Genomic DNA, 22,198 nt, shown 5'->3' with positions numbered 1-22,198 from the left:
ACGTCTGTCCCTGTGTGCTGATTCTCGTGTTTCGACCTCAGACGAAGGGGAAGGGTTGCCCGGCACCTGAGGTGGATTCCGGGCACGGAGTCGCCGGGGACAGAGAATGGGCTACCGGAAGGTAGTGACATACCGAGCGGTATGTGCGCAGAATCTCCACACCCTTACTGCCAGGGGTACGGCCAGGGACCGGGCACGTCCCGTTCCCTGACCGAGAGCCGAGAGCTGCGCGCCCACCGGGAGGACGCCGTGCTGAGCACCATGCAGGACGTACCACTGACCGTGACCCGCATCCTGAAGCACGGGATGACGATCCACGGCACCTCACAGGTCACCACATGGACAGGGGAGAGCGAGCCGCACCGGCGCAGCTACCGGGAGCTCGGTGAACGGACCGCTCAGCTGGCGCACGCCCTGCGGGACGACCTCGGGGTCGACGGGGACCAGCGTGTGGCCACTCTGATGTGGAACAACGCCGAGCATGTCGAGACGTACTTCGCCGTGCCCTGCATGGGTGCCGTACTGCACACCCTCAATCTGCGGCTGCCCGTCGAGCAGCTCGTGTTCATCGTCAACCACGCGGCCGACCGGGTCGTGATCGTCAACGGCTCCCTGCTGCCGCTGCTCGCCCCGCTGCTGCCGCATCTGCCGACGGTCGAGCATGTCGTGGTGTCGGGCCCCGGCGACCGTTCGCTGCTGGACGGCGCGAACGCCCAAGTGCACGAGTACGAGGAACTGATCGCCGGGAAGCCGACCTCGTACGACTGGCCCGAGCTGGACGAGCGGTCGGCCGCCGCCATGTGCTACACCTCTGGCACCACGGGCGACCCCAAGGGCGTCGTCTACTCGCACCGCTCGATCTACCTGCACTCGATGCAGGTCAACATGGCCCAGTCGATGGGTCTCACGGACGGCGACACCAGCCTGGTCGTGGTGCCGCAGTTCCATGTCAACGCCTGGGGCCTGCCGCACGCCGTGCTGATGTCGGGCGTCAACATGCTGATGCCGGACCGCTTCCTCCAGCCCGGCCCGCTCGCCGAGATGATCGAGACCGAGCGTCCGACGCACGCCGCCGCCGTCCCCACCATCTGGCAGGGTCTGCTCGCCGAACTCACCGCCAAGCCCCGCGATGTGAGCTGCCTGACCCAGGTCACCATCGGCGGCTCCGCCTGCCCGCCGTCCCTGATGGAGGCGTTCGACAAGCTCGGCATGCGCGTGTGCCACGCCTGGGGCATGACGGAGACCTCTCCGCTCGGCACCATCGCCCGTCCGCCCGCCGATGCCGTCGGCACGGACGCGGAGTTCGGCTACCGCCTTACCCAGGGCCGCTTCCCGGCCGGTGTGGAGGCCCGGCTGCGCGGCCCGGGCGGGGAGTTCCTGCCCTGGGACGGGGAGTCGGCGGGCGAGCTGGAGGTACGCGGCCCGTGGATCGCGGGCGCGTACTACAACGGCGCGGAAGGCGAACCGCACAGGCCCGAGGACAAGTTCAGCGAGGACGGCTGGCTGCGGACCGGGGACGTCGGTGTCATCTGCCCCCGGGGCTTCCTCACGCTCACCGACCGGGCCAAGGACGTCATCAAGTCCGGCGGTGAGTGGATCTCCTCCGTCGAACTCGAGAACGCGCTGATGGCCCACCCCGAGGTCGCCGAGGCGGCGGTTGTCGCCGTCCCGGACGAGAAGTGGGGGGAGCGCCCGCTGGCCACCGTCGTACTCAAGGAGGGTTCGACGGCCGACTACGCGTCGCTGCGGGAGTTCCTGGCCGGGCGGATCGCGAAATGGCAGCTCCCGGAGCGCTGGGCGATCATCGCGGAGGTGCCGAAGACGAGCGTCGGCAAGTTCGACAAGAAGGTGATCCGCAGGCGGTACGCGGACGGCGAACTGGACGTCACGCGGGTGGACTGACCGGCTGACCTGCCTTACGTGGCTTGTGGGAAGCGGAGCCCCTGGCGCGCCTGCCAGGGGCTCGCACCGCTTCGGTCCGTGCCGGTCTTCGGCCCGTCCCCATCCTCAGTTGGTACCGATCTTCGCCAGCAGGTCCACGATGCGGCCCTGCACCTCCGTGCTCGTGGAGCGTTCCGCGAGGAAGAGCACGGTCTCGCCCGCTGACAGCTTCGGGAGTTCGGCCTGGTCCAGGCCCGCCGATGTGTAGACGACCAGCGGGGTTCGATTCAACCGGCCGTTGGCGCGGAGCCAGTCGATGACGCCGGCGCGGCGGCGGCGGACCTGCATCAGGTCCATCACCACCAGGTTCGGGCGCATCTGCTGAGCCAGGGTGACGGCGTCGGTGTCGCCCAGGGCGTGGGCGACCTGCATGCCGCGACGTTCGAGGGTCGCCGTCAGCGCGGTGGCGATGTCCTCGTTCTCCTCGATGAGCAGGACACGGGAGGGGTGCTGCTCGCTGTCCCGGGGAGCCAGCGCCTTGAGGAGTATGGCGGGGTCCGCTCCGTACGCCGCCTCGCGGGTGGCCTGGCCGAGACCGGCCGCGAGGAGCACGGGGACTTCGGCCCCCACGGCCGCCTGGCGCAGCGACTGGAGGGCGGTGCGGGTGATCGGGCCCGTCAGCGGGTCGACGAACAGGGCCGCTGGAAACGCGGCGATCTGCGCGTCGACCTCCTCGCGCGAGTGCACGATCACCGGGCGGTAGCCGCGGTCCGTCAGGGCCTGCTGGGTGGCGACATCCGGAGCGGGCCAGACCAGCAGCCGACGCGGATTGTCCAGCGGCTCCGGAGGCAGCTCGTCGTCCACGGGGAGGGGCGCGGGCTGGTTCGCGATCTCGATCGCGCCACCCGGGCCGTCGAGCAGCTCGGGACCCTCGGCACCCTCGTCCGGGGCACCGATCGCGTAGGCGCGGCCCTCGGGGGGTGCGGCCGGGATCCGCTGCTGGGGGACGGCGGGGGGCTGGGGGTGCGGGCGGGCGCCCGTCTCGGCCGCGTCGTCGTCGGGCCGGGTGGCCAGCTTGCGGCGGCGCGCGGCCAGCGGCTGGTTGCCGCCGAGCGAGCGGCCCTGGGTCTGGCTCTGGGTCTGGCCCTGGGGCTGCGTCTGGGATTGTGCGGCCTGCTGGGCGAACGCCACGCCCTGGCCCAGCGTGCGCACGCTGAACGACCTGCCCTGTGAGGCGTCGGCCGGCAGCGGCGGGGCCTCGGCGGGCAGCGGCTGCGCCGTTCGCTGGGGAGCGGGCAGCGGCAGGACGCCGGTCTCCGGCTGCTCCGCCTTGTCCGCGTTGTTCGTCGCCGGGACTTCGGGGCTCAGGGGATGAGGCTGCGGAGGGGTGTGATCGCCGTGTACGGAGTCGTCGGCATCCTGACGGCCCTTGTGATCCTCGTGCTCCTCGTGGTCGTCGCGGACGTCGCGCTCTGCGTGCGGAGCGGCGGCGACAGCCCGGTCCGCCTCGGCGGGCGGCAGGGCGAACGCGCTCCGGGACTCCCCGGGTTCCTGCGCCTGCGGCTGTGCCTGTGCCTGTGGTTGTGCCTGTGCTGTGCCCAGTGCGCGGCGCGCACGTCGGCCCGCGGGCTCCAGCGCCGCCGCGCCGAGCTCGGGGGCCGCGGAGTCCTCAACGGGGGCGGACGCGGGTACGGACGCCGAGGGCAGCGCGGGCAGCGCCGCTTGGGCGGCGGCAACCCGGCGCGCGCGGCGGCCCGTCGGCTGGGGCGGGGCGAGGGCCTCGGGGCCGACGCCCTGGGGCGGGACCACCGGACCCAGCGCCGGGCGGACCGCGTCGCCTTCGGCAGCGGCCTCGGCTGGGCTGGGCCGCCCGCGGCGGCGACCGGTACCGGCGGTGGGCCCGGTGGTACCGGACGCGACGGCGACGACGGCGGACGGCTCACCCGAAGGCCCGGGTGTTTCGGGCGCCTCCGGTGCCATGGGGCTCTCGAGGAACGCGTCCGTGCTCGCCCGGCGCGCCCGCCGCCGACCGCCACCGGATGCCTCGACGGCGGCGGGCTCGGCCGGTACGAGCTCGGCCGGAGCCTCAGGAGCCGCGGGCACGATCCCCGCGCCCTCACCGAGCGGCACTTCGAGCACGTACGCGCTCCCGCTCATCCCCGGCACCTCGTGCGTCTGGAGCAGACCGCCGTGGGCCAGCACGATCCCCCGCACGATCGGCTCATGCACCGGGTCGCCCCCGGGGTACGGGCCGCGTACCTCGATCCGTACGACATCGCCGCGCTGCGCCGCAGCCACCACGATCGTGGAGTCGACGTAACCGCCGCCGGCGGACGCCACGACCCGGGTACGCCCGGTCGAGTCGACCCCGGCGACATCCGCGATCAGATGGGCCAGCGCGGTCGCCAGCCGGGTGGCGTCCACCTCGGCCTCGATCCGCGGGGCGTGCACGGCGAACTGGGCCCGCCCCGGGCCGATGAGCTCCACCGCGCCTTCGACACCGGCCGCGACCACTCCGTCGAGCAGCGCCTTGGCCCGCTGGAGCGGCTCCGCGCCCGAGTCCAGGCGCTGGAAACCGAGCACGTTGTCGACCAGCGTGGTCATCCGGGCGTAGCCGGCGGCCAGGTGGTGCAGTATCTGGTTCGCCTCGGGCCAGAGCTGTCCCGCCGGGTCGGCGGCCAGCTTGCCGAGCTCGCCGCGCAGCTCCTCCAGCGGTCCGCGCAGCGAATCGCCGAGCACCGCGGTCAGCTGGCTCAGCCGGGCGTTCGCCGCGCTCTCGCGCTCCGCGCACTCCTCGGCCTCGGTCGCGTACCGCTCGGTCCGGTCCGCCAGCTCCGCGGTGTGCTGCTCGGTCAGCGCGGCCAGCTCGGCGGTGTGCTTCTCGGCCAGCGCGGTGACCTCGGTGTCGTGCCGCTCCTCGCGTTCGGCGATCTCCTCGGTGTGCTTGGTCAGCAGCTCCTCGTAAGGCCGCCGGTCCGTGAACGTCATCACCGCGCCGACCAGCAGTTCCCCGTCCCGCACCGGGGCCGTGGTCAGATCGACGGGGATCTTCTCGCCGCTCTTCGCGTACAGCACCTGCCCGCGCACGCGGTGCTTGCGCCCCGACTTGAGGGTGTCGGCGAGTGGTGAGTCCTCGTACGGGAACGGCTCGCCGTCCGGCCGCGAGTGCAGGATCAGCGTGTGCAGCTCCCGGCCGCCGAGGTCGCTGGCGCGGTAGCCGAGGATCTGCGCCGCTGCCGGGTTCACCAGCACCACGCGGCCGTCGGTGTCCGTGCCGACGACGCCTTCGGCGGCGGCCCGCAGGATCATCTCGGTCTGGCGCTGGGAGCGGGCGAGTTCGGCTTCGGTGTCGACGGTGCCGGAAAGATCGCGGACGACGAGCATGAGCAGCTCGTCGCCGGTGTAGCTGCCCGCGCCGCCCATACCGCCGGCGAAACCGCCATTGCCGCCGCCGTTGGCCGCCGCGTACGCCTGCCGGCCGTCTTCCAGGCTGGCGCTGGTCACCTCGACGGGGAACTCGTCGCCGTCGGTACGCCGCGCGATCATCCGGGTCGGCTTGGTCCTGCCCCGCTCGTCGGCGGAGTCGGGCCGCCGCATCGAGCCCGGGATCAGCTTGGAGTCGAAGGACGGAAGGAGGTCGAGCAGCCCTCGCCCCACCAGTGCCGTACCCGGTGTCTCGAACATCTCCAAGGCGATGGTGTTGGCGTTGACCACCGTGCCGTTGCAGTTGACGAGTACGAGCCCGTCCGGAAGGGCGTCGAGTATGGCTGCGAGGCGAGCAGCGCCTCGGGATGGCCTGCTGCTCACGACGACGCTTCCTCCCTGACCTACTGCGTTCTGCGGACGGCCGGCCCCATCTTCCCTCTCGGACCGGGACCTGCCACTGAAGGAGTCTAAAGGCAGGGGATGGCCATACGGCGGTGGATGAGGGGGAGCTCTCACTGAGGTTGTGTGTACGGGCGCACCCGCGGCGCTCCCTCTGGTACGGGTACCCGTGCCGACCGGACGCCCTCTAGCGCCCTGCCTGCCCCGCCCTGCCCTGGCTTGGCCTGACCAGGTCGTCGCGGCCGGCCTGGCACGGCCGGCTACGACCTGGCGGTCGGCAGCACCGGCTCCATCGCCCGCCACCGGCCGATCTCGCAGCCGTTGCGACGGGCGAAGGAGGCGTCCACGGGCTTGCCCCGCCACGTTCCCTTGACGTGAGCCGTCGCCGGGCCCCCGTACTGCTGCGGGCACATCCTGTCCTCGCCCACCGGAGCGAAGGGGTCCTTCCCGCCTTCGCCCAACCGATCCAGCCGGTCGCAGGCCGCCTTCGCCGCGGGGTGCGAACCGCCCGCCGGGCCGCAGGTCAGCTCGTACGTGCCATCGGCCCTCGGGTTGCCGGTCCGCGCGGTGGTCACGATGAGCCGGTCGGAGGACTCCTCCGGCTGGAGCAGGGGCAGCGGGAGTGCCTGTTCTTCGGCGGGGGCCGCGGCCGGAGCCGTCCCCCCGGACGGGTCCGCGGACGCGTCCGCACCAGGCACGACGGCGAGGAGAGTGGCCACGGATGCCGTGGCGGTCAGGGCGAGACGGCGCAGCATGGATGCTCCTGGATGGTCATGGTTGAGGGGCGGCCGACCGCCCCGGCATCTCTAACGCTCCGCACGCCCGCGCGTTGCGCAAACCGGACTCACCCGAGTGGACCTCCTCAGTCACGTTCCCGCCTCAGCCCCCGGCCCCGCGGGCCGGGTGCGTCCGCGTCCGCGCGGTCCACCGGCACGCGGAGAATGTTCTTTGCTCCGGAGCCCGCGTGACTAGTACCGTGGGGAGCGATTGGTGACGGGCCACCCGGCTGTGTCATCATCTGCACACACCACTCGCGCTCGCGCGGGTGTGCTGGAGGCGTCGCCTAGTCCGGTCTATGGCGCCGCACTGCTAATGCGGTTTGGGTCTTAAAGCCCATCGAGGGTTCAAATCCCTCCGCCTCCGCACCAACACCGAAGCCCCGGCCCGACGGCCGGGGCTTCGGTCGTTCCCGGGGGGCGCGCGCCCGGTTCGCCGGCCGGTCGCGCCAGGTGGGGGCGCGGATACGCTTGTCCAGGCATATGTGCAGGTCAGAGTGGGTGCGGCTAATGGATTTCGTCTGACGGCGCAGGTCATGTAATGTTGTTCCCGCAACGCCGACCAGGCAGAAAAGCCCGGGAAGCCAAGCACTCGTAGCTTAACGGATAGAGCATCTGACTACGGATCAGAAGGTTGCAGGTTCGAATCCTGCCGAGTGCACAACAGATCAGAGGCCCTGTGGAGTGATCCACAGGGCCTCTGGCTTTTGCCTTGACGGCAGTGTTTGACGCCAACCGCCTCAGAGGGCGGTCCGGGTCGAATCAGACGGCTACGAGGACACCGGCCGCGCCGTCATCATCATCATCCGGATCGTTGCCGTGACCCCTCAGCGCGTCGCCGACACGATCGAAGGCGGAGCGCTGTGAGTCGAGCCGGACGAAGGTGTAGATGTACGTGGTCACGCGGATCGAGCTGTGGCCGAGGACTTCCATGATCATGCGGCCGTCGGCGCCCTGTTCGTGAAGTAGCGAGGCGCAGGTCGTGGAAGCGGACCTTGCGGAAGGCGGCGCGGCTGCCCAGGTGGATCTACGCCGTCAGCCTGTGGAGGACGTGCTGGAGCGCGTGGAAGCGGCTCTACGTGTGCGACTGGATCGGCAGGCGTTGGTACGCAAGCGCCGTTCCCTGGGGGGCTGCACGGATCGGCGCACTTGGGTGCGTATCGAGCGGCGGGGATTCGAGCGGATCGGCCCGTAGGGCTGGAACGGGACCGAGGCCGCTGCCGTTCTGCAGGGGTCACGATGCCCGAGTGGCAACAGGGCGTGGCGTGAGCCGGGCGAGCCGGTGATGTGGCGTGCGGATGAGCTGGAGCACTTCGCGATGCCGAAGGTGGCATGCAGGCTGTAGCCGTCGCCCTGGTCGTCCCGGGTGGCCTGGTGCCAGAAGCCGCGGGGGATGTGCATCACGTCGCCTGGCTCCATGACGCCCCGCCACACGATCTCAGAGCTAGGCTGAACTACAGCCAGGTTCGGGCAAATTCACGTCACAGTGACGAATACGGCAAGGCGGCAGAGGCCGTTTCGTGTCCACTGGACCAGGTGTGGACCGCCACTGGCGGCGAGGGACCCGGAGGGCGGGGAACGAGCAGGTCAACCGCGGTGAAGGCGCTTCCCTCAGCACTCTCTTGAAAACCGCTAGGTCCTGCTGTCCGGTTCGGTCCAGTGGCCACAGCCTTGGCCGGACAGCCAGAGAATCCACTCGCACTAGCGAATCATTATTATTCGTCCAATTTGCTGAGAATAAGTGACGTTACGGTCGAATATGACGATCGATCGGGTGCACACCGGCCAAGCTCGCCCCTGGGTCCGGACACGGATTCACAGAACGATCGGTTCAGGAGAGCTGTATGAAATCTGTAAATAGGGCTGAGTTTCCGCTGGGGCCGCTTCCCCGCCGAGGCAAGTGGATGACCGGCGGCACGGTCGCCGCACTCGCGCTGGTCATGGGCACCGGGCTGATGAGCCCGGCCGTCGGTGCGGCCGCAGCTCAGGAGACGGGTGATCGTGCGGGTGCGTCGGACCGCGCGAGCGGCGGAGGCGGCGGGTGCAGGGGCGGGGCGCGCTACGGCGATTTCGAGGCTCTTGCAAGCTGGCTGGACGGCTACAGGGGAAGCTGCAAGAGAGGACCGACCGGGCCGACCGGGCCGACCGGGCCGACCGGGCCGACGGGCGCTCAGGGGCAGACGGGCACTCAGGGGCAGACGGGCGCTCAGGGGCAGACGGGTCCCACCGGTCCCACGGGTCCTACGGGTCCCACGGGTCCTACAGGCTCCATCGGTGTCACTCGGATGGACGGGCCGGTCGTAGTCGTGCCGGCCGGTGGGTCCAATTTCAGCATCGCGACATGTCCGGCCGGCCAGACAGCGGTCAGCGGCGGTTGGGGCTCCGACTTCGGGGTCATCCCAGGAAACTCTGAACAGGTCACGACCAACACTGCCGGAGACAGCTGGCAAATCATCGGTGACAACCCGACCGACGAGAACGCAAGTATCTTCGCCATCGCGTACTGCTCGCCCTGACGGGGCGCAGGGGCACGCAGCGCGGGCAGCTCGCTCCGCTGAGCGGGGGTGGTTCGGCCGATGCCGTACCACCCTCGTCGTCAGGCGTGCTCATGCGCGGGAGCTGCCTCGGCGGTGCTGTTCGGCGAGCAGCCGCCAGGCCGTCGGTGTCGAGGCGACAGGGCCGAAGACTGCTGCCCGTTCCCGTAGCACGACCAGATCCGCGACGGCCTCACCGCCGTCGGCGAGTTTCACCGCCAGGTCAGTGACGATCCGGCCCGGATCATGACCGGTCCCGCGCGGCCGAAGGGGTCCGAGCGCGAAGGAGCATGCGGCGGTCAGCCCGGTGGCATCGGCGAGATCCGCCAGCAACTGTGCCCCGGCATGCCCGACCACCCCCAAACCATCGGCGGTTGCAGGTTCGAATCCTGCCGAGTGCACACAGATCCCTGAGCGCCGACTTGGCGAAAATTCGCAAAAGTGTCTTGCGGAGATGGAGTCTGTGCGTCCATTTATCTGCGAGATTCCGAGCCTTCCTCCGGCTGGGTTACATTTGCAAACATTGCGCCGTTGCTTTGGGGCGTCTCGATGTAGTGCCCCCGGTCAGTGGCCATGATGGTGCCTCAACTGCCCGCACCCCCAGGAGATTCCATGTCGAGTGTGGTGGCCTGTGCCCAGGATTCACGTCCCGGTCGGATCAGCGGACTGATCACGGTGATCGTCATCGTGCTGGTCCTGTCGCCGCGTGCCGCGGAAGTCGTCGGAGCGTATGTGAACGCGATGGCGCTCGCGGGGGTGTTGGCGGGTGGGGGTACGGCGGTGGCGTACCGCAACCGCGGCAACCGTCCGGCTCAGCCGTCCACCGGCTGAGGGTGCTCGAACAGTTGGAGGACGCCGCCGACGGAGAAGCACAGTGCGCCGGTGAGCGTGCCCCAGTTGGCGATTCCGGCGTTGACCAGGCTGCCGGTGCTCGGGATGGTGAAGTCGGCCAGGGCTGAGATCATGAAGAGCACGGAACCAGCCTGGTTGACCGCCACGATCCACCAGCCGAGGTCGTGCGGCCGGACGTCCGGGTGGCCGTGGCACACCTCCTCCAGGGCGAGGTGTCCCGAGATGAGGAACAGCAGGCAACCCACCATGTCGGGGGCCCAGACCAGTCGGTTGGCCTGCTGGGCGGAGAGGCCGTGGAGGAACGAGTCCAGCAGGTTGAGGCCGAACACCAGGGTCCCGGCGAACAGGACGAACGTACTGAGCCAGTCGATCCGCATCGGCTCGTAGCTCCACCAGCGCCAGCCGCGGGTCTCCAATGTGTCGGTGGTACCCAGCGCGGGCGCGTTGATCGTCTGGAGCAGTGACGCATAACCGCCCGCGTTGAAGAACAGCCCGCCTGCGAAGTAGACCAGCGCGCTGGTCCGCGCGGAGCCGCCGGCGAGGGCGATCGCCGCGCCGGCGGCGAACAGCGCACCGCCGATCGTGAAGGCCACCGCCGCCGTGGTGTTGAGGGTCCGCAGCCTGCCGATGGCCGTCGCGTCGGCGGGCCGCTGGACGTCCTGCGCTTCCGCGGTGGCGGCCCTGACCCTCAGCGTGCCTCGTTTACGTGCCGCACGGGACTCCCACACCGCGATGCCACCCGCGGCCGGGCGCCAGGTCAGCCTGGTGGTGAACGGTCCTGCGCCTTCGGCCCGTTTCTCGATGTGACCCACGCCGCCAGCGTAGGAGCGGGTGCGGCGCGGGCCGGGCAGCGGACAGTCCGACACGCGACGTGACGCGAACACCCGACACGACGTCGGAAGGAGACTCCGGCCGCCCTTAGCGTGGTGGGCATGGGTGGTGACACAGGCGGGCGGTGGCGGTTCCGCGGGATGGGCTGGGACCGGGACGCCGTGCCCGTGCTGCGATGGCGGCGGGGGGCTGAGCGGCGGGACAGCAGGCTCGGATACGGGCGGGAGCTCGGGTTCCGGGCCGTCGGGGCGCGGGGGTGTCTGGGGGCCCGGGGGAACGCCTGTCCGCTCGGGGCCGTGGTGCCGGGACGCAGCACGGGAGGGCGGTGCCCGGAATGCGCGCGGCTGGACCGGGCGCATTCGGTGGCCGCCGACACTATCGCCGACGATCCGCGGCCGTACCGGGTGTATCTGGCCTGGTTCGGGCCGGGGCTGGTGAAGGTGGGGATCACCGCGGAGGAGCGGGGCGGCGCGCGGCTGCTGGAGCAGGGGGCGGTGGTGTTCGGCTGGCTGGGGCGCGGACCGCTGATGGCGGCGCGGCGTACGGAGGAGCTGTTGCGGGCGGCGCTCGGGGTGCCGGACCGGATCCCCTACGCGCAGAAGCGGGCGGTACGTGCCCTGCTGGCGCCCACAGCGGCGGAGCGGGCGGCGGAGCTTGTGGCGCTGCACGCGCGCGCCGTCGTCCTCGACGCGCTGCCCGAGGCGCTGGAGCGGGTGCCGTTCCAGGCCGTTGACCATATGGGTGTGTTCGCGCTCGACGGGGTCCCGGCGGCTTCGGCCGTCGTACGGGAGCTGGTGGACGGTGGGACGGTCGCCGGGCGGCTGGTGGCCGCGGCCGGGCCCGATCTGCATCTGGCCGGTGCCGACGGGCGGATCATCGTGGTGGACACCCGGGTGATGTCCGGCTGGGAGCTGGTCGCGGCCGATCCGCGGGATGCCGTCACCGTCCCGTTGGAGGACCTGCCGCGGGGGGTTCAGGACGGGCTCTTCTGAGCCGGCCGACCGCTCGGTAAAGACTCGGATCCCTTTGGTCTGGAAGCCTGGACACCGTATCGACGCACGTCGGAGGGTGGTTGGCATGAGCGATCAACTCGTGGCGGGGATCGAACCGCCCTACTACACCGTCGTGTTCACCTCCCGGCTGCGGCCCGAGGGCGATCAGGACGCATACGCCGAGACGGCCCGGCGCATGGCGGAGCTTGTCGCCGAGGTGCCGGGCTTCCTCGGATACGAGTCCGCCCGTACGCCCGGAGGGCTCGGGATCACCGTCGGCTACTTCCGGGACGAGGACTCCATCGCGGCCTGGCGGATGAACCTGGAGCACCAGCGCGCACAGCGGCAGGGCCGTGCGGAGTGGTACGAGCGGTACAGCGTCCATGTGGGCCGGGTGGAACGGAGCTACGGCCATGTGCACGCCGAGTAGCGGCATCGGCTGCCACGGAAGCGAAGCGGTCGGGGATGAGACCGCGGCCGTACGGGACTTCTGGGAGCGGCTCGGACTGCCAGGCCTCGTGGACGTCCATACGCACTTCATGCCCAAGCGGGTGCTGGACAAGGTGTGGGCGTATTTCGACTCCGCCGGCCCGCTGACCGGTCTCGAGTGGCCCATCGCCTATCGCGAGGAGGAGGACCGCCGGGTCGCCCTGCTGGCGGGGTTCGGGGTGCGGGCCTTCACCTCGATGCTCTATCCGCACAAGCCGGGTATGGCCGAGTGGCTCAACGGCTGGTCCGCCGGTTTCGCCGCCCGTACCCCCGGCTGCCTCCACACGGCGACCCTCTATCCCGAGCCGGGAGTGGAGCGCTATGTCCGCGAGGCGGTGGAGAGCGGGGCGCGGGTCTTCAAGTCCCATCTCCAGGTGGGGGCGTACGACGCCAACGATCCGCTGCTCGACCCGGTGTGGGGGCTGCTCGCCGAGGCACGCGTCCCGGTGGTGATGCACTGCGGCTCCGGTCCGGCGCCCGGTAAGCACACCGGGCCTGAGCCGATCGGACGGCTGCTCGCGCGCCATCCCGGGCTGCCGCTGATCGTGGCGCATATGGGGATGCCCGAGTACACCGACTTCCTGGACCTGGCGGAGCGCTACGGGGAGGTTCGCCTCGATACGACGATGGCGTTCACGGACTTCAGTGAACGCTTCAGCCCGTTCCCGGTGAGCGAGGGCGGGCGGCTCGCGGATCTGGGGGAGCGGGTGCTGCTGGGTACGGACTTCCCCAACATCCCGTATCCGTACCTGCACCAGTTGGAGGCGCTGGAGCGGCTGGCGGAGCGGTTGGGGCTCGGCGATGACTGGCTGCGATCGGTCTGCTACGGGAACGGAGCGCGGATGTTCCTGTGAGGTTCTCAGGAAATTCACAGGAAGTGGAAAGGTGGCTCTCACGGCTCTGCCCCAAGGTGAGCACATGACGACGACCTCCCCCCAGGGACGTACCGAAATGCGCAGGCCGGACGGTGGCCCCGTCCGGGTGCTCGTCGTGGACGACGAGACCTCGCTCACCGAACTGCTCTCCATGGCCCTCCGCTACGAGGGGTGGGAGGTGTGCAGCGCCGGCGACGGCGCGGGTGCGATGAGCAGGGCACGCTCCTTCCGGCCCGACGCCGTGGTCCTGGACATGATGCTCCCGGACATGGACGGGCTCGCCGTGCTCGGCAAGCTGCGCCGGGAACTGCCTGATGTGCCCGTGCTGTTCCTCACGGCCAAGGACGCCGTCGAGGACCGGATCGCGGGTCTCACCGCGGGCGGTGACGACTACGTCACCAAGCCGTTCAGTCTGGAGGAGGTCGTGGCGCGGCTGCGCGGGCTGATCCGGCGCTCCGGGGCGGCCGCCGAGCGCAGCGAGTCGATGCTCGTGGTCGGCGATCTCGTGCTCGACGAGGACAGCCACGAGGTGACCAGGGGCGGTGTCGGCATCCATCTCACCGCCACCGAGTTCGAGCTGCTGCGCTATCTCATGCGCAATCCACGGCGGGTGCTCAGCAAGGCGCAGATCCTCGACCGGGTGTGGTCGTACGACTTCGGCGGGCAGGCCAACGTGGTCGAGCTCTACATCTCCTACCTCCGGCGCAAGATCGACGCCGGACGCACGCCGATGATCCACACCCGGCGCGGCGCCGGCTATCTGATCAAACCGGGCGAATAGACCCGGATTGGGAGCGCCCGCGGGGGCGAGGGAACTTGAGGAGCAATACCGCATGATCCGCATGCGCAGGCCCGGACGGTGGTCCCTGCGGACCCGGTTGGTCGTGTCCGCACTCGCGCTGATCGCGGTCGCGACCGCGGTGATCGGCACGGTCACCACGGTCGCGCTGAGCCACCATCTGTACGGCCAGCGGGAGAGGCAGGTACATGACCTCGCGCTGCGCGCAGGTGGCCCCCCGCCCGGCGCACGGGGCATGGCACCGCCGCCCCGGGAACCGCTCGGCTTCGTGACCAGCGGTGGAGCCCCGATCAACGCCGTCGGCGCGGAGGTGGACGCCAACGGCCGGGTCGCTGAGGGCGTGGTCTCGATCCAGAAGCAGAACGCCGACGGGCCGAAGCTGGACGCCCGCGATCTGTCGGCCGCGGAGCTGGCCGCGCTGGCGAAGGTGCCCCGCGACCGCGATTCGCACACCGTGGAGGTGCCGGGTCTCGGCGACTACCTCGTCGAGTACGGGGAGGGCAAGAGCGGCTCCTTCCTGGTCGGTGTCCCGCTCGCCGAGGTGCAGAGCACCGTCAGCACGCTCATCGTCGTGGAGCTCTGCGTGACCGCCGCCGGTCTGATCGCCGCCGCGCTGGCGGGCGGTTCCCTGGTCGGCGTCGCGCTCAAGCCGCTGCGCCGGGTCGCCACGACCGCCACCCGGGTATCCGAACTCCCCCTGCACAAAGGCGAGGTGGCGCTGCCTGAGCGCGTCCCGGACGCGGAGGCCGATCCGCGCACCGAGGTCGGACAGGTCGGCGCGGCGCTCAACCGCATGCTCGACCATGTCCACTCCGCCCTCCACGCCCGCCAGGTGAGCGAGACGCGGGTACGCCAGTTCGTCGCCGACGCCAGCCATGAGCTGCGCACCCCGCTCGCCTCGATCCGCGGATACGCCGAACTCCCGCGCCGCAGCCGCGAGGAGACCGGACCGGACACCCGGCACGCGCTGGGGCGGATCGAGTCCGAGGCCGAGCGGATGGCCGGCCTGGTGGAGGATCTGCTGCTGCTGGCCCGGCTGGACAGCGGTCGTCCGCTCTCGTACGAGGAAACCGATCTCACCATGCTCGTCGTGGACGCGGTGAGCGATGCCCGGGCTGCGGGCCGGGAGCACAACTGGCGCCTCGCGCTGCCCGAGGAGCCCGTGAAGGTGTGCGGCGACGGCGCCCGGCTGCACCAGGTGCTGGTCAATCTGCTGGCGAACGCCCGTACCCACACCCCGCCGGGCACCACGGTCACCGCCTGTGTACGCCCGCTCGACGGGGGGCGGGAGGTCGCCCTCGAGGTCCGGGACGACGGGCCCGGCATCCCCACCGCGCTGCTCCCCCATGTCTTCGAGCGCTTCGCACGCGGTGACGCCTCCCGGTCGCGGGCGGCGGGCAGCGTGAGCTCGACCGGGCTGGGCCTCGCGATCGTGCAGGCCGTGGTGTCCGCGCACGGCGGGGCGGTCTCGGTGGAAAGCGTGCCGGGGAGCACGGTGTTCACGGTCCGGTTGCCGCGTGAGCAGTCACCACTGCCAGCGACGGCTTCCTGACCTTCGCGGCCGTCGCAGGCCTGTGCTGCCTGCTCGGTCCTCGCCGCCTTCGGGCTCTCGGCCGTACCCCTTCTCCGCGGCGCCGCACGACTCATAGTCGTCCCACAGGCTCACCACACAGCCGTGACAGGCGCTCTGGCGAGAGTCGTGGCTATGCGAACCGACATTGCACTGGGCACCCTGCCGGCACGGGAGCATCTGCCCGTCGGGGCAGCAGGCACTCCCGTACTGGACGTCGTGATCCCCGTCTACAACGAAGAGAAGGACCTGGAGCCCTGTGTGCGGCGGCTCCACGACCATCTGGCACGCACGTTCCCGTACGGGTTCAGGATCACCGTGGCCGACAACGCGAGCACCGACCGTACTCCCGAGATCTCGGCGGCGCTCGACGCGGCGCTTCCCGAGGTGCGGGCGTTCCGGCTGGAGCAGAAGGGGCGCGGGCGGGCCCTGCGGACCGTCTGGGGCGCGTCCGACGCTCCCGTACTCGCGTATATGGACGTGGACCTGTCCACCGACCTGAACGCCCTGCTGCCGCTGGTCGCACCGCTGATCTCCGGCCACTCGGACCTGGCGATCGGCTCGCGGCTGGCGCGGTCGTCGCGGGTGGTCCGGGGGCCGAAGCGGGAGTTCATCTCGCGGTCCTACAACCTGATCCTGCGGGGATCGCTCCAGGCGCACTTCTCCGATGCCCAGTGCGGCTTCAAGGCCATCCGGCGGGATGTGGCCGAGCGGCTGCTGCCGATGGTCGAGGACACCGGCTGGTTCTTCGACACCGAGCTGCTCGTCCTCGCCGAACGGGCGGGGCTGCGCATCCACGAGGTGCCGGTGGACTGGGTGGACGACCCGGACTCCACCGTGCACATCGTCAGCACGGCGGTCGAGGACCTCAAGGGTGTCTGGCGGGTGGGCAGGGCCCTGGCCTCCGGCGCGCTGCCACTCGACCGGCTCGCCCGGCCGTTCGGCGACGACCCGAGGGACCGGGAGATCAGCGGAGTGCCGCGCGGACTCGCCCGGCAGCTGGTGGGCTTCTGCGTGGTCGGGGCGCTGTCGACGCTGTTCTATCTGCTCCTCTACTCCCTCTTCCGGCTGGGCTTCGGGCCGCAGCTCGCGAACGCCGGCGCTCTGCTGGTCTCCGCCGTCGCCAACACGGCGGCCAACCGCCGGCTCACCTTCGGCGTACGCGGCCGGGAGCGGGCACTGCGCCACCAGGCCCAGGGCCTTGTGGTCTTCGGTATCGGCCTCGCCTTGACGAGCGGTTCGCTCGCCCTTCTCGACGCGGTCGCCGGCGACGCCTCCCACAGCACGGAGCTCGCGGTCCTGGTCATCGCCAATCTCGCGGCGACGGTGGTGCGGTTCGTGCTGCTGCGGGCGTGGGTGTTCCCGGACCGCCGGGAGAGCAGGGAGCGCGGGGAGAGCGAGGGCGAGGCGGTGTACGCACCTGTGGCCGATCCCCCGACCGAGCCCGTACCGGCGATGAGCGCGTACGCCGGGCACCGCGAGGACGGCGAGTACGGCCACCACGCCCCGGCGCAGCCGGGCTGGTACGGCGGGCAGTACGGACACCACGGCCAGTACGGCCAGTACGGCCGGCACGACGAGAACAACGGGCAGTACGAGTACGGCGCGCCCACCACGAGCACGAGCACGAGGAATCACGGATGACGACGGCACCACAGGGCAACGACGGTCCGCGCGAGCACGGCATGCCCGGCGCCGATACGCCGCCGGCACCGGGCTGGGCCTTCCGGAAGCGGGACACCGCAGCCGCCACGGCGGCGTCCGCCGCGTACGCGGCACCGGGGCCCGCCCTCGCGCCGGAGCCCCTGGGGGCACGTCCCGCCACGGGCGGCCGGGCCTCGGCCGCCGCCGGCCGGCTCGCCCGCGTCTGGTGGGGCCGGTCCGATGACGCCACCTGGGCACGGCCCGCGCTGCTCGGCCTGCTGCTGCTCACCGCGGTGCTCTACTTCTACAACCTCAGCTCGTCCGGCTACGCCAACTCCTTCTACTCCGCGGCGGTGCAGGCGGGCAGCGAGAGCTGGAAGGCGTTCTTCTTCGGCTCGTCCGACGCCGGGAACTCCATCACTGTGGACAAGCCCCCGGCCGCGCTCTGGCCGATGGCCCTGTCCGTACGCCTGTTCGGCCTCGGCTCCTGGCAGATCCTGGTGCCCGAGGTGCTCATGGGTGTGGCAGCGGTCGGAGTCCTGTACGCCGCCGTCCGCCGGCGTTTCAGCGCCGCCGCCGGACTGATCGCGGGCGGCGTGCTGGCCCTCACCCCGGTCGCCGCGCTGATGTTCCGCTTCAACAACCCCGACGCGCTGCTCGCCCTGCTGATGACGGTGGCGGTCTACTGCGTACTGCGCGCCCTTGAGGACGCCCGGACGAAGTGGCTGCTGTGGGCCGGTGTCGCGGTGGGCTTCGCGTTTCTCACCAAGACCCTCCAGGCTTTCCTCATCCTCCCGGCCCTCGCGCTGGTGTACGGGGTGTGCGCGCCCACGACCCTGCGGCGGCGGCTGGGCCAGCTCGCACTCGCGGGCGGTGCGCTGATCGTATCGGCCGGCTGGTGGGTCGCGATCGTCGAACTGTGGCCCACGGCCTCGCGCCCGTATATCGGAGGCTCGCAGTCCAACAGCTTCCTGGAGCTCACCTTCGGCTACAACGGCTTCGGCCGGATCAGCGGCGACGAGCCCGGCAGCGTGGGCGGCGGCGGTGGGCGCGGTGGCGGCGGTGGCGGTTGGGGCGAGACCGGCATCGGGCGGATGTTCAGCGACGGCAGCGGCGGCCAGATCTCCTGGCTGCTGCCCGCCGCGCTGATCCTGCTGATAGCCGGGCTCGTAATCACCTGGCGCGGCCGTGCCCAGCGGGCCGACACCGCGTGGGCCGCGTTCCTGCTCTGGGGCGGCTGCCTGGTGACGACCGTCGCCGTCTTCAGCTTCATGGCGGGGATCTACCACGACTACTACACCGTCGCGCTCGCTCCGTACATCGCCGCGCTCGTCGGCATGGGGGCGACGATGCTGTGGGAGGAGCGCAGCCGGTTCGAGGCTCGGGCGACACTCGCGGGTACGACGCTGGTCACGGCGGTGTGGGCGTACGTCCTGCTGGACCGGACGCCTGACTTCGTGCCCTGGCTGGGCGTGCTGGTGCTGCTCGGCGGGGTCGCCGCGGCGGCCGGGCTGCTGCTTGCCGGGTCCGGTGGACGGCGGCTGACGCTGGGTGCCGCCGGGCTTGCCTTGGCGACCGCGCTCGCGGGGCCGTTCGCGTACACGCTCTCCACCCTGGACTCCGGTCACCAGGGCTCGATCGTGACGGCCGGACCGGCGTCCGGGCAGCGTGGTCCGGGCGGCGGCCGGGGGCCCGGTGGCCAGGCCGGTGGTCCCGGCGGGGCGGATGGCGGCGGGATGGTGCGGCCGGGCGGCCAGGGCCAGGGTGGTCAGGGCGGCCAAGGCGGTCAAGGCCAAGGCGGTCAGGGCATGATGCCTGGTCAGGGCCAGGGCGGTGGCATGCCCGGAGGCGGTATGGGCCAAGGTGGCGGTATGGGCCAGCCCCCGGCCGGTGGCCAGGGCCAGAACCAGCCCGGCATGGGTCAGGGCGGGCAGGGCCAGAACCAGGGCGGCGGGCAGCGCGGCGGAGGCCGCGGTGGCGGTATGGGCGGTCTGCTCAACGGCGCCCAGGTCGACGCCGCCACCACCGCCAAGCTGAAGGAGGACGCCTCCGACTACACCTGGGTCGCGGCCACCGTCGGCGCCCAGAACGCGGCCAGCTACCAGCTCGCCGCCGAGGAGGCGGTCATGCCGATCGGTGGCTTCAACGGCACAGACCCGTCACCGACCCTCGCGCAGTTCAAGCAGTACGTCGCGGCCGGGAAGATCCACTACTTCATCGCGGGCGGCGGCGGAATGGGCGGCGGCGGCCGGGGCGGAGACAGCGGCAGCAGTAGCACCAGCAGCGAGCTCTCCACCTGGGTCCAGGAGAACTTCTCCCAGGTCACGGTGGGTGACACCACCCTCTACGACCTGACCGACGGGAACTAGCGCTATACAGCGTAAGAGAATCTCCTATACGGTGTACGGGATCAAATCCCGTACACCGTATAGGAGCATGCGATGACGGCGACGGCCGCCGAATCCGGTAACCCCTCCGCCCCCGCCACACCCAGCACCGCACCCACCGGCCCACGCCATCCGCAGCGCTGGCTGATCCTCGGCGTCATCTGCCTCGCCCAGCTCACCGTGCTGCTCGACAACACCGTCCTCAGCGTCGCGATCCCCTCCCTCACCACCGAACTCAACGCGTCCACCGCCGACATCCAGTGGATGATCAACGCCTATTCGCTGGTCCAGTCGGGACTGCTGCTCACCGCCGGCAGTTCCGCCGACCGCTACGGCCGCAAGAAGATGCTCGTCGCGGGGCTCGCGCTCTTCGGCCTTGGCTCACTGGCCGCCGGGCTGGCCCAGGACTCCGGCCAGTTGATCGCCGCACGGGCGGGCATGGGCATCGGCGGCGCGCTGCTGATGACCACCACCCTCGCCGTCGTCACCCAGGTCTTCGACGAGCAGGAGCGGGTCAAGGCCATCGCGCTGTGGGCCACCGTCGGCGCGCTCGGCTTCGCCGCGGGTCCGCTGATCGGCGGAATCATCCTCAACCACTACTGGTGGGGCATGGTCTTCCTGGTCAATCTCCCGGTCGCGCTGATCGGGCTGGTCGCGGTCGTCAAGCTCGTGCCCGAGTCGAAGGACCCGCGGGGCGACCGCCCGGACCTGCTGGGGGCACTGCTCTCGACCATCGGGATGTCCGCGGTCGTATACGCGATCATCAGCGGCCCGGTGGACGGCTGGACCTCCGTGCGGGTGCTGGTCGCTGCGGTGCTCGGGCTCGGCGTGCTCGGTGCGTTCGCGCTGTGGGAGCTGCGCATCCCGCACCCCATGCTCGACATGCACTTCTTCCGCAACCAGCGCTTCACGGGCGCGGTGGCAGGTGCGCTGCTCGTGGTGTTCGGTATGGGCGGTTCGATCTTCCTGCTCACCCAGCACCTCCAGTTCGTGTTGGGCTACGAACCCCTGGAAGCCGGGCTGCGCATGGCTCCGTTCGCCCTCAGTGTGGTGCTGCTGAACCTCACCGGCATCGGCCCCCGGGTCATGGTGAAGCTGGGCACCCCGCTCACGGTGCTGGCCGGGATGACGCTGGTGTCGGGCGGTCTCGCGGCGGTCGCGGTGCTCGGGGGAGGCACGGACGGCAGCTACGGCGGAATGCTGCTCGGGCTGGTTCTGATGGGCGCCGGGCTCGCGCTCTCGCAGCCCGCGATGGCCGCCGCGATCATGAGTGCCATCCCCGCCGAGAAGGCCGGTGTGGGCGCGGGCGTGAACGGCACCCTGGCCGAGTTCGGCAACGGCCTCGGAGTCGCGGTGCTCGGCGCCGTACTGAACTCGCGCTTCGCCGCGCTTGTCGCCGTGTCAGCGGCCTCACTGCCCGCGGCGCTGGCGGCGGCCGACGGCCCGGCGGAACGGGCCCGTATCGCCGATGCCTTCGCCACCAGCCTCCAGACCAGCCAACTGGTGGGTGCGGTGGCCGTGCTGGCGGGCGGTGTGGTGGCGGCGGTACTGCTGCGCAGGGCGGAGAAGACCGGACCCGCCGCTCCGGTGGCCGGGGACGAACCGGTGGCCGCGGCATAGCATCGGCAGCGTCTGTACCGGATGGGTCCAGACGGACCGGAAGGCTGGAGGGTACGCCATGGTGTCGGACGCCGACCGCACGAAGCGCCCGGCGCGGATGAGTGTGTGGCTCGGAGGCAAGGCTCCCAAGGGCCGCAAGGCCGGCCAGCCATCCGGTCTCGACCGGGACAGGATCACCGAGGTGACGGTACGGCTGCTCGACACCGAGGGGCTCGCCAAGTTCTCCATGCGCCGACTCGCCGCGGAGCTGGGCGTCACGGCGATGTCGCTCTACTGGTACGTCGATACCAAGGACGACCTGCTGGAGCTCGCCCTTGACGCGGTGTTCGGTGAGTTGGACCTGTCGAAGGAGGCGGAACGTGGCGACGACACCGACACCGACACGGACACCGACACCGGTGCCGACTGGCGCGACGAGCTGCGCGCGCTGGCGGGGGGATACCGCGGGCTGCTGATCGCCCATCCCTGGATTTCCCCGCTCATCGGCACCTATCTGAACATCGGCCCCCACTCACTGGAGTTCGTCGGGACGGCGCAGCGCATCGTCCGCAGCACGGGACTGCCAACGAGGTGGCAGGGGGCGGCTCTGGGCGCGGTCTTCCAGTTCGTCTACGGGCTCGGCACGGTCGAGGGCCATCTCAAGAAGCGTTGTGCGGACGCGGGGATGACGCTGGAGGAGTACTACGTCGAGGCCATGGGGGCGACCCGCGAGGTGGCGGGTTTCGAACAAGTACTGGAGGACCTGGACGAGATCATGGCGGCTCGGGGCTCCGAGACCGCCGAGGAGATGCTCGAACGGGACTTCGAAGTCGCCCTTGATCTGATGATCGCAGGGATTGAGACGATGACCGCCCGGCACGCGGAGGCTGATTCCGACGCCGACGCGGAGCCTGACGAATCCGCGGGGACCGACGAACCCGCAGTGACCGGCGAGTCCGGCGAGGCGGCCTGACGGGGGCGCAGCTTCCCGAAGGGGTACGACGGGCCTTCCCGTCGTCTCCGTTCCCCGCTCCCCTTCCGGGGGTGCGATGCCCGGTGGGGGGGGAGGGAACGGCACAAACCCCCCCCCCCCCAGCCAAAGAAACACACAAAACAACACCCAACACACCACACACAAGAAGGC

At 70.8% G+C, this 22,198-nt stretch carries 17 protein-coding genes, 2 tRNA genes and 2 pseudogenes; 15 read left to right on the top strand and 6 right to left on the bottom strand.

Translation table 11 applies throughout. From position 1 onward, the window contains the following. The first annotated feature begins 249 nt into the window (after nt 1–249). Entirely contained in the window at nt 250–1,902 is a 1,653-nt protein-coding gene (locus ACFWI9_RS16850) for a long-chain fatty acid--CoA ligase (protein WP_387162649.1), read from the top strand. Nucleotides 1,903–2,007: 105 nt separating this feature from the next. On the opposite strand, the gene ACFWI9_RS16845 is transcribed toward ACFWI9_RS16850, so the two are convergent. Together ACFWI9_RS16845 and ACFWI9_RS16840 are read right to left on the bottom strand one after the other, a co-directional pair. Continuing rightward, complete coding sequence (locus tag ACFWI9_RS16845; protein ID WP_387162647.1) at nt 2,008–5,688, bottom strand: PAS domain-containing protein; 3,681 nt, start codon at nt 5,686–5,688, stop codon at nt 2,008–2,010. Between the two features lie 278 nt (nt 5,689–5,966). After that, complete coding sequence (locus ACFWI9_RS16840; protein WP_387162645.1) at nt 5,967–6,461, bottom strand: SSI family serine proteinase inhibitor; 495 nt, start codon at nt 6,459–6,461, stop codon at nt 5,967–5,969. A 297-nt stretch (nt 6,462–6,758) separates the two neighbouring features. Here ACFWI9_RS16840 and ACFWI9_RS16835 point away from each other — a divergent pair. After that, nucleotides 6,759–6,849, top strand: a tRNA-Ser gene (locus tag ACFWI9_RS16835). Between the two features lie 221 nt (nt 6,850–7,070). Beyond that, nucleotides 7,071–7,143: transfer RNA gene (locus tag ACFWI9_RS16830), tRNA-Arg, on the top strand. Between the two features lie 101 nt (nt 7,144–7,244). Here ACFWI9_RS16830 and ACFWI9_RS16825 read toward each other — a convergent pair. After that, nucleotides 7,245–7,421 carry a hypothetical protein gene (locus tag ACFWI9_RS16825; protein ID WP_387162642.1) on the bottom strand — a complete coding sequence of 59 codons (177 nt, stop codon included), beginning with the start codon at nt 7,419–7,421 and terminating at the stop codon, nt 7,245–7,247. Nucleotides 7,422–7,464: 43 nt separating this feature from the next. On the opposite strand from ACFWI9_RS16825, the gene ACFWI9_RS16820 reads away from it, so the two are divergent. After that, complete coding sequence (locus ACFWI9_RS16820; protein WP_387162640.1) at nt 7,465–7,677, top strand: hypothetical protein; 213 nt, start codon at nt 7,465–7,467, stop codon at nt 7,675–7,677. 101 nt (nt 7,678–7,778) lie between these two features. On the opposite strand, the pseudogene ACFWI9_RS16815 reads toward ACFWI9_RS16820, so the two are convergent. Next, nucleotides 7,779–7,931: pseudogene (locus ACFWI9_RS16815) on the bottom strand (JmjC domain-containing protein); the annotation flags it as partial. A gap of 836 nt (nt 7,932–8,767) precedes the next feature. Between ACFWI9_RS16815 and ACFWI9_RS16810 the strand changes: the two are divergent. Next, nucleotides 8,768–8,998: a hypothetical protein gene (locus ACFWI9_RS16810; RefSeq protein WP_387162638.1), complete on the top strand. Its 231-nt coding sequence runs from the start codon at nt 8,768–8,770 to the stop codon at nt 8,996–8,998. A gap of 120 nt (nt 8,999–9,118) precedes the next feature. Here ACFWI9_RS16810 and ACFWI9_RS16805 read toward each other — a convergent pair. After that, nucleotides 9,119–9,424, bottom strand: a pseudogene (locus ACFWI9_RS16805) (IS1380 family transposase); the annotation flags it as partial. 204 nt (nt 9,425–9,628) lie between these two features. Here ACFWI9_RS16805 and ACFWI9_RS16800 point away from each other — a divergent pair. After that, nucleotides 9,629–9,847, top strand: a complete 219-nt coding sequence (locus ACFWI9_RS16800) for a hypothetical protein (protein ID WP_387162636.1) — start codon at nt 9,629–9,631, stop codon at nt 9,845–9,847. On the opposite strand, the gene ACFWI9_RS16795 is transcribed toward ACFWI9_RS16800, so the two are convergent. Beyond that, nucleotides 9,829–10,680 carry a hypothetical protein gene (locus ACFWI9_RS16795; RefSeq protein ID WP_387162634.1) on the bottom strand — a complete coding sequence of 284 codons (852 nt, stop codon included), beginning with the start codon at nt 10,678–10,680 and terminating at the stop codon, nt 9,829–9,831. The two genes, ACFWI9_RS16800 and ACFWI9_RS16795, sit on opposite strands and share 19 nt — an antisense overlap. A gap of 120 nt (nt 10,681–10,800) precedes the next feature. Here ACFWI9_RS16795 and ACFWI9_RS16790 point away from each other — a divergent pair, with 120 nt between their 5' ends. From ACFWI9_RS16790 to ACFWI9_RS16750, 9 genes are all read left to right on the top strand, one after another. Further along, on the top strand, nt 10,801–11,691 hold the full coding sequence (locus ACFWI9_RS16790; RefSeq protein WP_387162632.1) for a DUF2797 domain-containing protein: 891 nt from the start codon (nt 10,801–10,803) through the stop codon (nt 11,689–11,691). Between the two features lie 85 nt (nt 11,692–11,776). Further along, nucleotides 11,777–12,121 (top strand): antibiotic biosynthesis monooxygenase family protein, encoded by a 345-nt coding sequence (locus ACFWI9_RS16785; protein WP_387162630.1) that lies wholly within the window; start codon nt 11,777–11,779, stop codon nt 12,119–12,121. Further along, nucleotides 12,105–13,034, top strand: coding sequence for an amidohydrolase family protein (locus ACFWI9_RS16780; protein ID WP_387162628.1), 930 nt, complete (start codon nt 12,105–12,107; stop codon nt 13,032–13,034). The genes ACFWI9_RS16785 and ACFWI9_RS16780 overlap by 17 nt, the downstream gene beginning before the upstream one ends. A 64-nt stretch (nt 13,035–13,098) precedes the next feature. Then, a complete protein-coding gene (locus ACFWI9_RS16775; protein ID WP_387162626.1) occupies nt 13,099–13,836 on the top strand; it encodes a response regulator transcription factor in 738 nt (245 codons plus the stop codon). A 61-nt stretch (nt 13,837–13,897) separates the two neighbouring features. After that, entirely contained in the window at nt 13,898–15,406 is a 1,509-nt protein-coding gene (locus tag ACFWI9_RS16770; protein WP_387162686.1) for an ATP-binding protein, read from the top strand. A 153-nt stretch (nt 15,407–15,559) separates the two neighbouring features. Then, the gene (locus ACFWI9_RS16765; protein WP_387162624.1) at nt 15,560–17,068 is read left to right on the top strand and encodes a glycosyltransferase; all 1,509 of its coding nucleotides are present in this window, start codon (nt 15,560–15,562) and stop codon (nt 17,066–17,068) included. Beyond that, complete coding sequence (locus ACFWI9_RS16760) at nt 17,065–19,437, top strand: glycosyltransferase family 39 protein (RefSeq protein WP_387162620.1); 2,373 nt, start codon at nt 17,065–17,067, stop codon at nt 19,435–19,437. Before ACFWI9_RS16765 ends, ACFWI9_RS16760 begins: the two co-directional genes overlap by 4 nt. 72 nt (nt 19,438–19,509) lie before the next feature. Continuing rightward, complete coding sequence (locus ACFWI9_RS16755) at nt 19,510–21,075, top strand: MFS transporter (RefSeq protein ID WP_387162618.1); 1,566 nt, start codon at nt 19,510–19,512, stop codon at nt 21,073–21,075. 58 nt (nt 21,076–21,133) lie between these two features. After that, nucleotides 21,134–22,027: a TetR/AcrR family transcriptional regulator gene (locus ACFWI9_RS16750; protein ID WP_387162616.1), complete on the top strand. Its 894-nt coding sequence runs from the start codon at nt 21,134–21,136 to the stop codon at nt 22,025–22,027. Nucleotides 22,028–22,198 lie beyond the last annotated feature (171 nt).

Source organism: Streptomyces sp. NPDC127084 (genome assembly GCF_042724175.1).
GTDB lineage: Bacteria > Actinomycetota > Actinomycetes > Streptomycetales > Streptomycetaceae > Streptomyces.
Note: the sequence above shows the minus strand (reverse complement) of the source record. Positions and strands in the feature narration are given on the sequence as shown.

Bases quoted from the DNA above. Each gene is read 5' to 3' on its own strand.
- ACFWI9_RS16840 (WP_387162645.1), bottom strand. From the start codon at position 6,461: ATGCTGCGCCGTCTCGCCCTGACCGCCACGGCATCCGTGGCCACTCTC.
- ACFWI9_RS16825 (WP_387162642.1), bottom strand. From the start codon at position 7,421: ATGATCATGGAAGTCCTCGGCCACAGCTCGATCCGCGTGACCACGTAC.
- ACFWI9_RS16810 (WP_387162638.1), top strand. From the start codon at position 8,768: ATGGACGGGCCGGTCGTAGTCGTGCCGGCCGGTGGGTCCAATTTCAGC.
- ACFWI9_RS16800 (WP_387162636.1), top strand. From the start codon at position 9,629: ATGTCGAGTGTGGTGGCCTGTGCCCAGGATTCACGTCCCGGTCGGATC.
- ACFWI9_RS16790 (WP_387162632.1), top strand. From the start codon at position 10,801: ATGGGTGGTGACACAGGCGGGCGGTGGCGGTTCCGCGGGATGGGCTGG.
- ACFWI9_RS16785 (WP_387162630.1), top strand. From the start codon at position 11,777: ATGAGCGATCAACTCGTGGCGGGGATCGAACCGCCCTACTACACCGTC.
- ACFWI9_RS16780 (WP_387162628.1), top strand. From the start codon at position 12,105: ATGTGCACGCCGAGTAGCGGCATCGGCTGCCACGGAAGCGAAGCGGTC.
- ACFWI9_RS16775 (WP_387162626.1), top strand. From the start codon at position 13,099: ATGACGACGACCTCCCCCCAGGGACGTACCGAAATGCGCAGGCCGGAC.
- ACFWI9_RS16770 (WP_387162686.1), top strand. From the start codon at position 13,898: ATGCGCAGGCCCGGACGGTGGTCCCTGCGGACCCGGTTGGTCGTGTCC.
- ACFWI9_RS16765 (WP_387162624.1), top strand. From the start codon at position 15,560: ATGCGAACCGACATTGCACTGGGCACCCTGCCGGCACGGGAGCATCTG.
- ACFWI9_RS16760 (WP_387162620.1), top strand. From the start codon at position 17,065: ATGACGACGGCACCACAGGGCAACGACGGTCCGCGCGAGCACGGCATG.
- ACFWI9_RS16755 (WP_387162618.1), top strand. From the start codon at position 19,510: ATGACGGCGACGGCCGCCGAATCCGGTAACCCCTCCGCCCCCGCCACA.
- ACFWI9_RS16750 (WP_387162616.1), top strand. From the start codon at position 21,134: ATGGTGTCGGACGCCGACCGCACGAAGCGCCCGGCGCGGATGAGTGTG.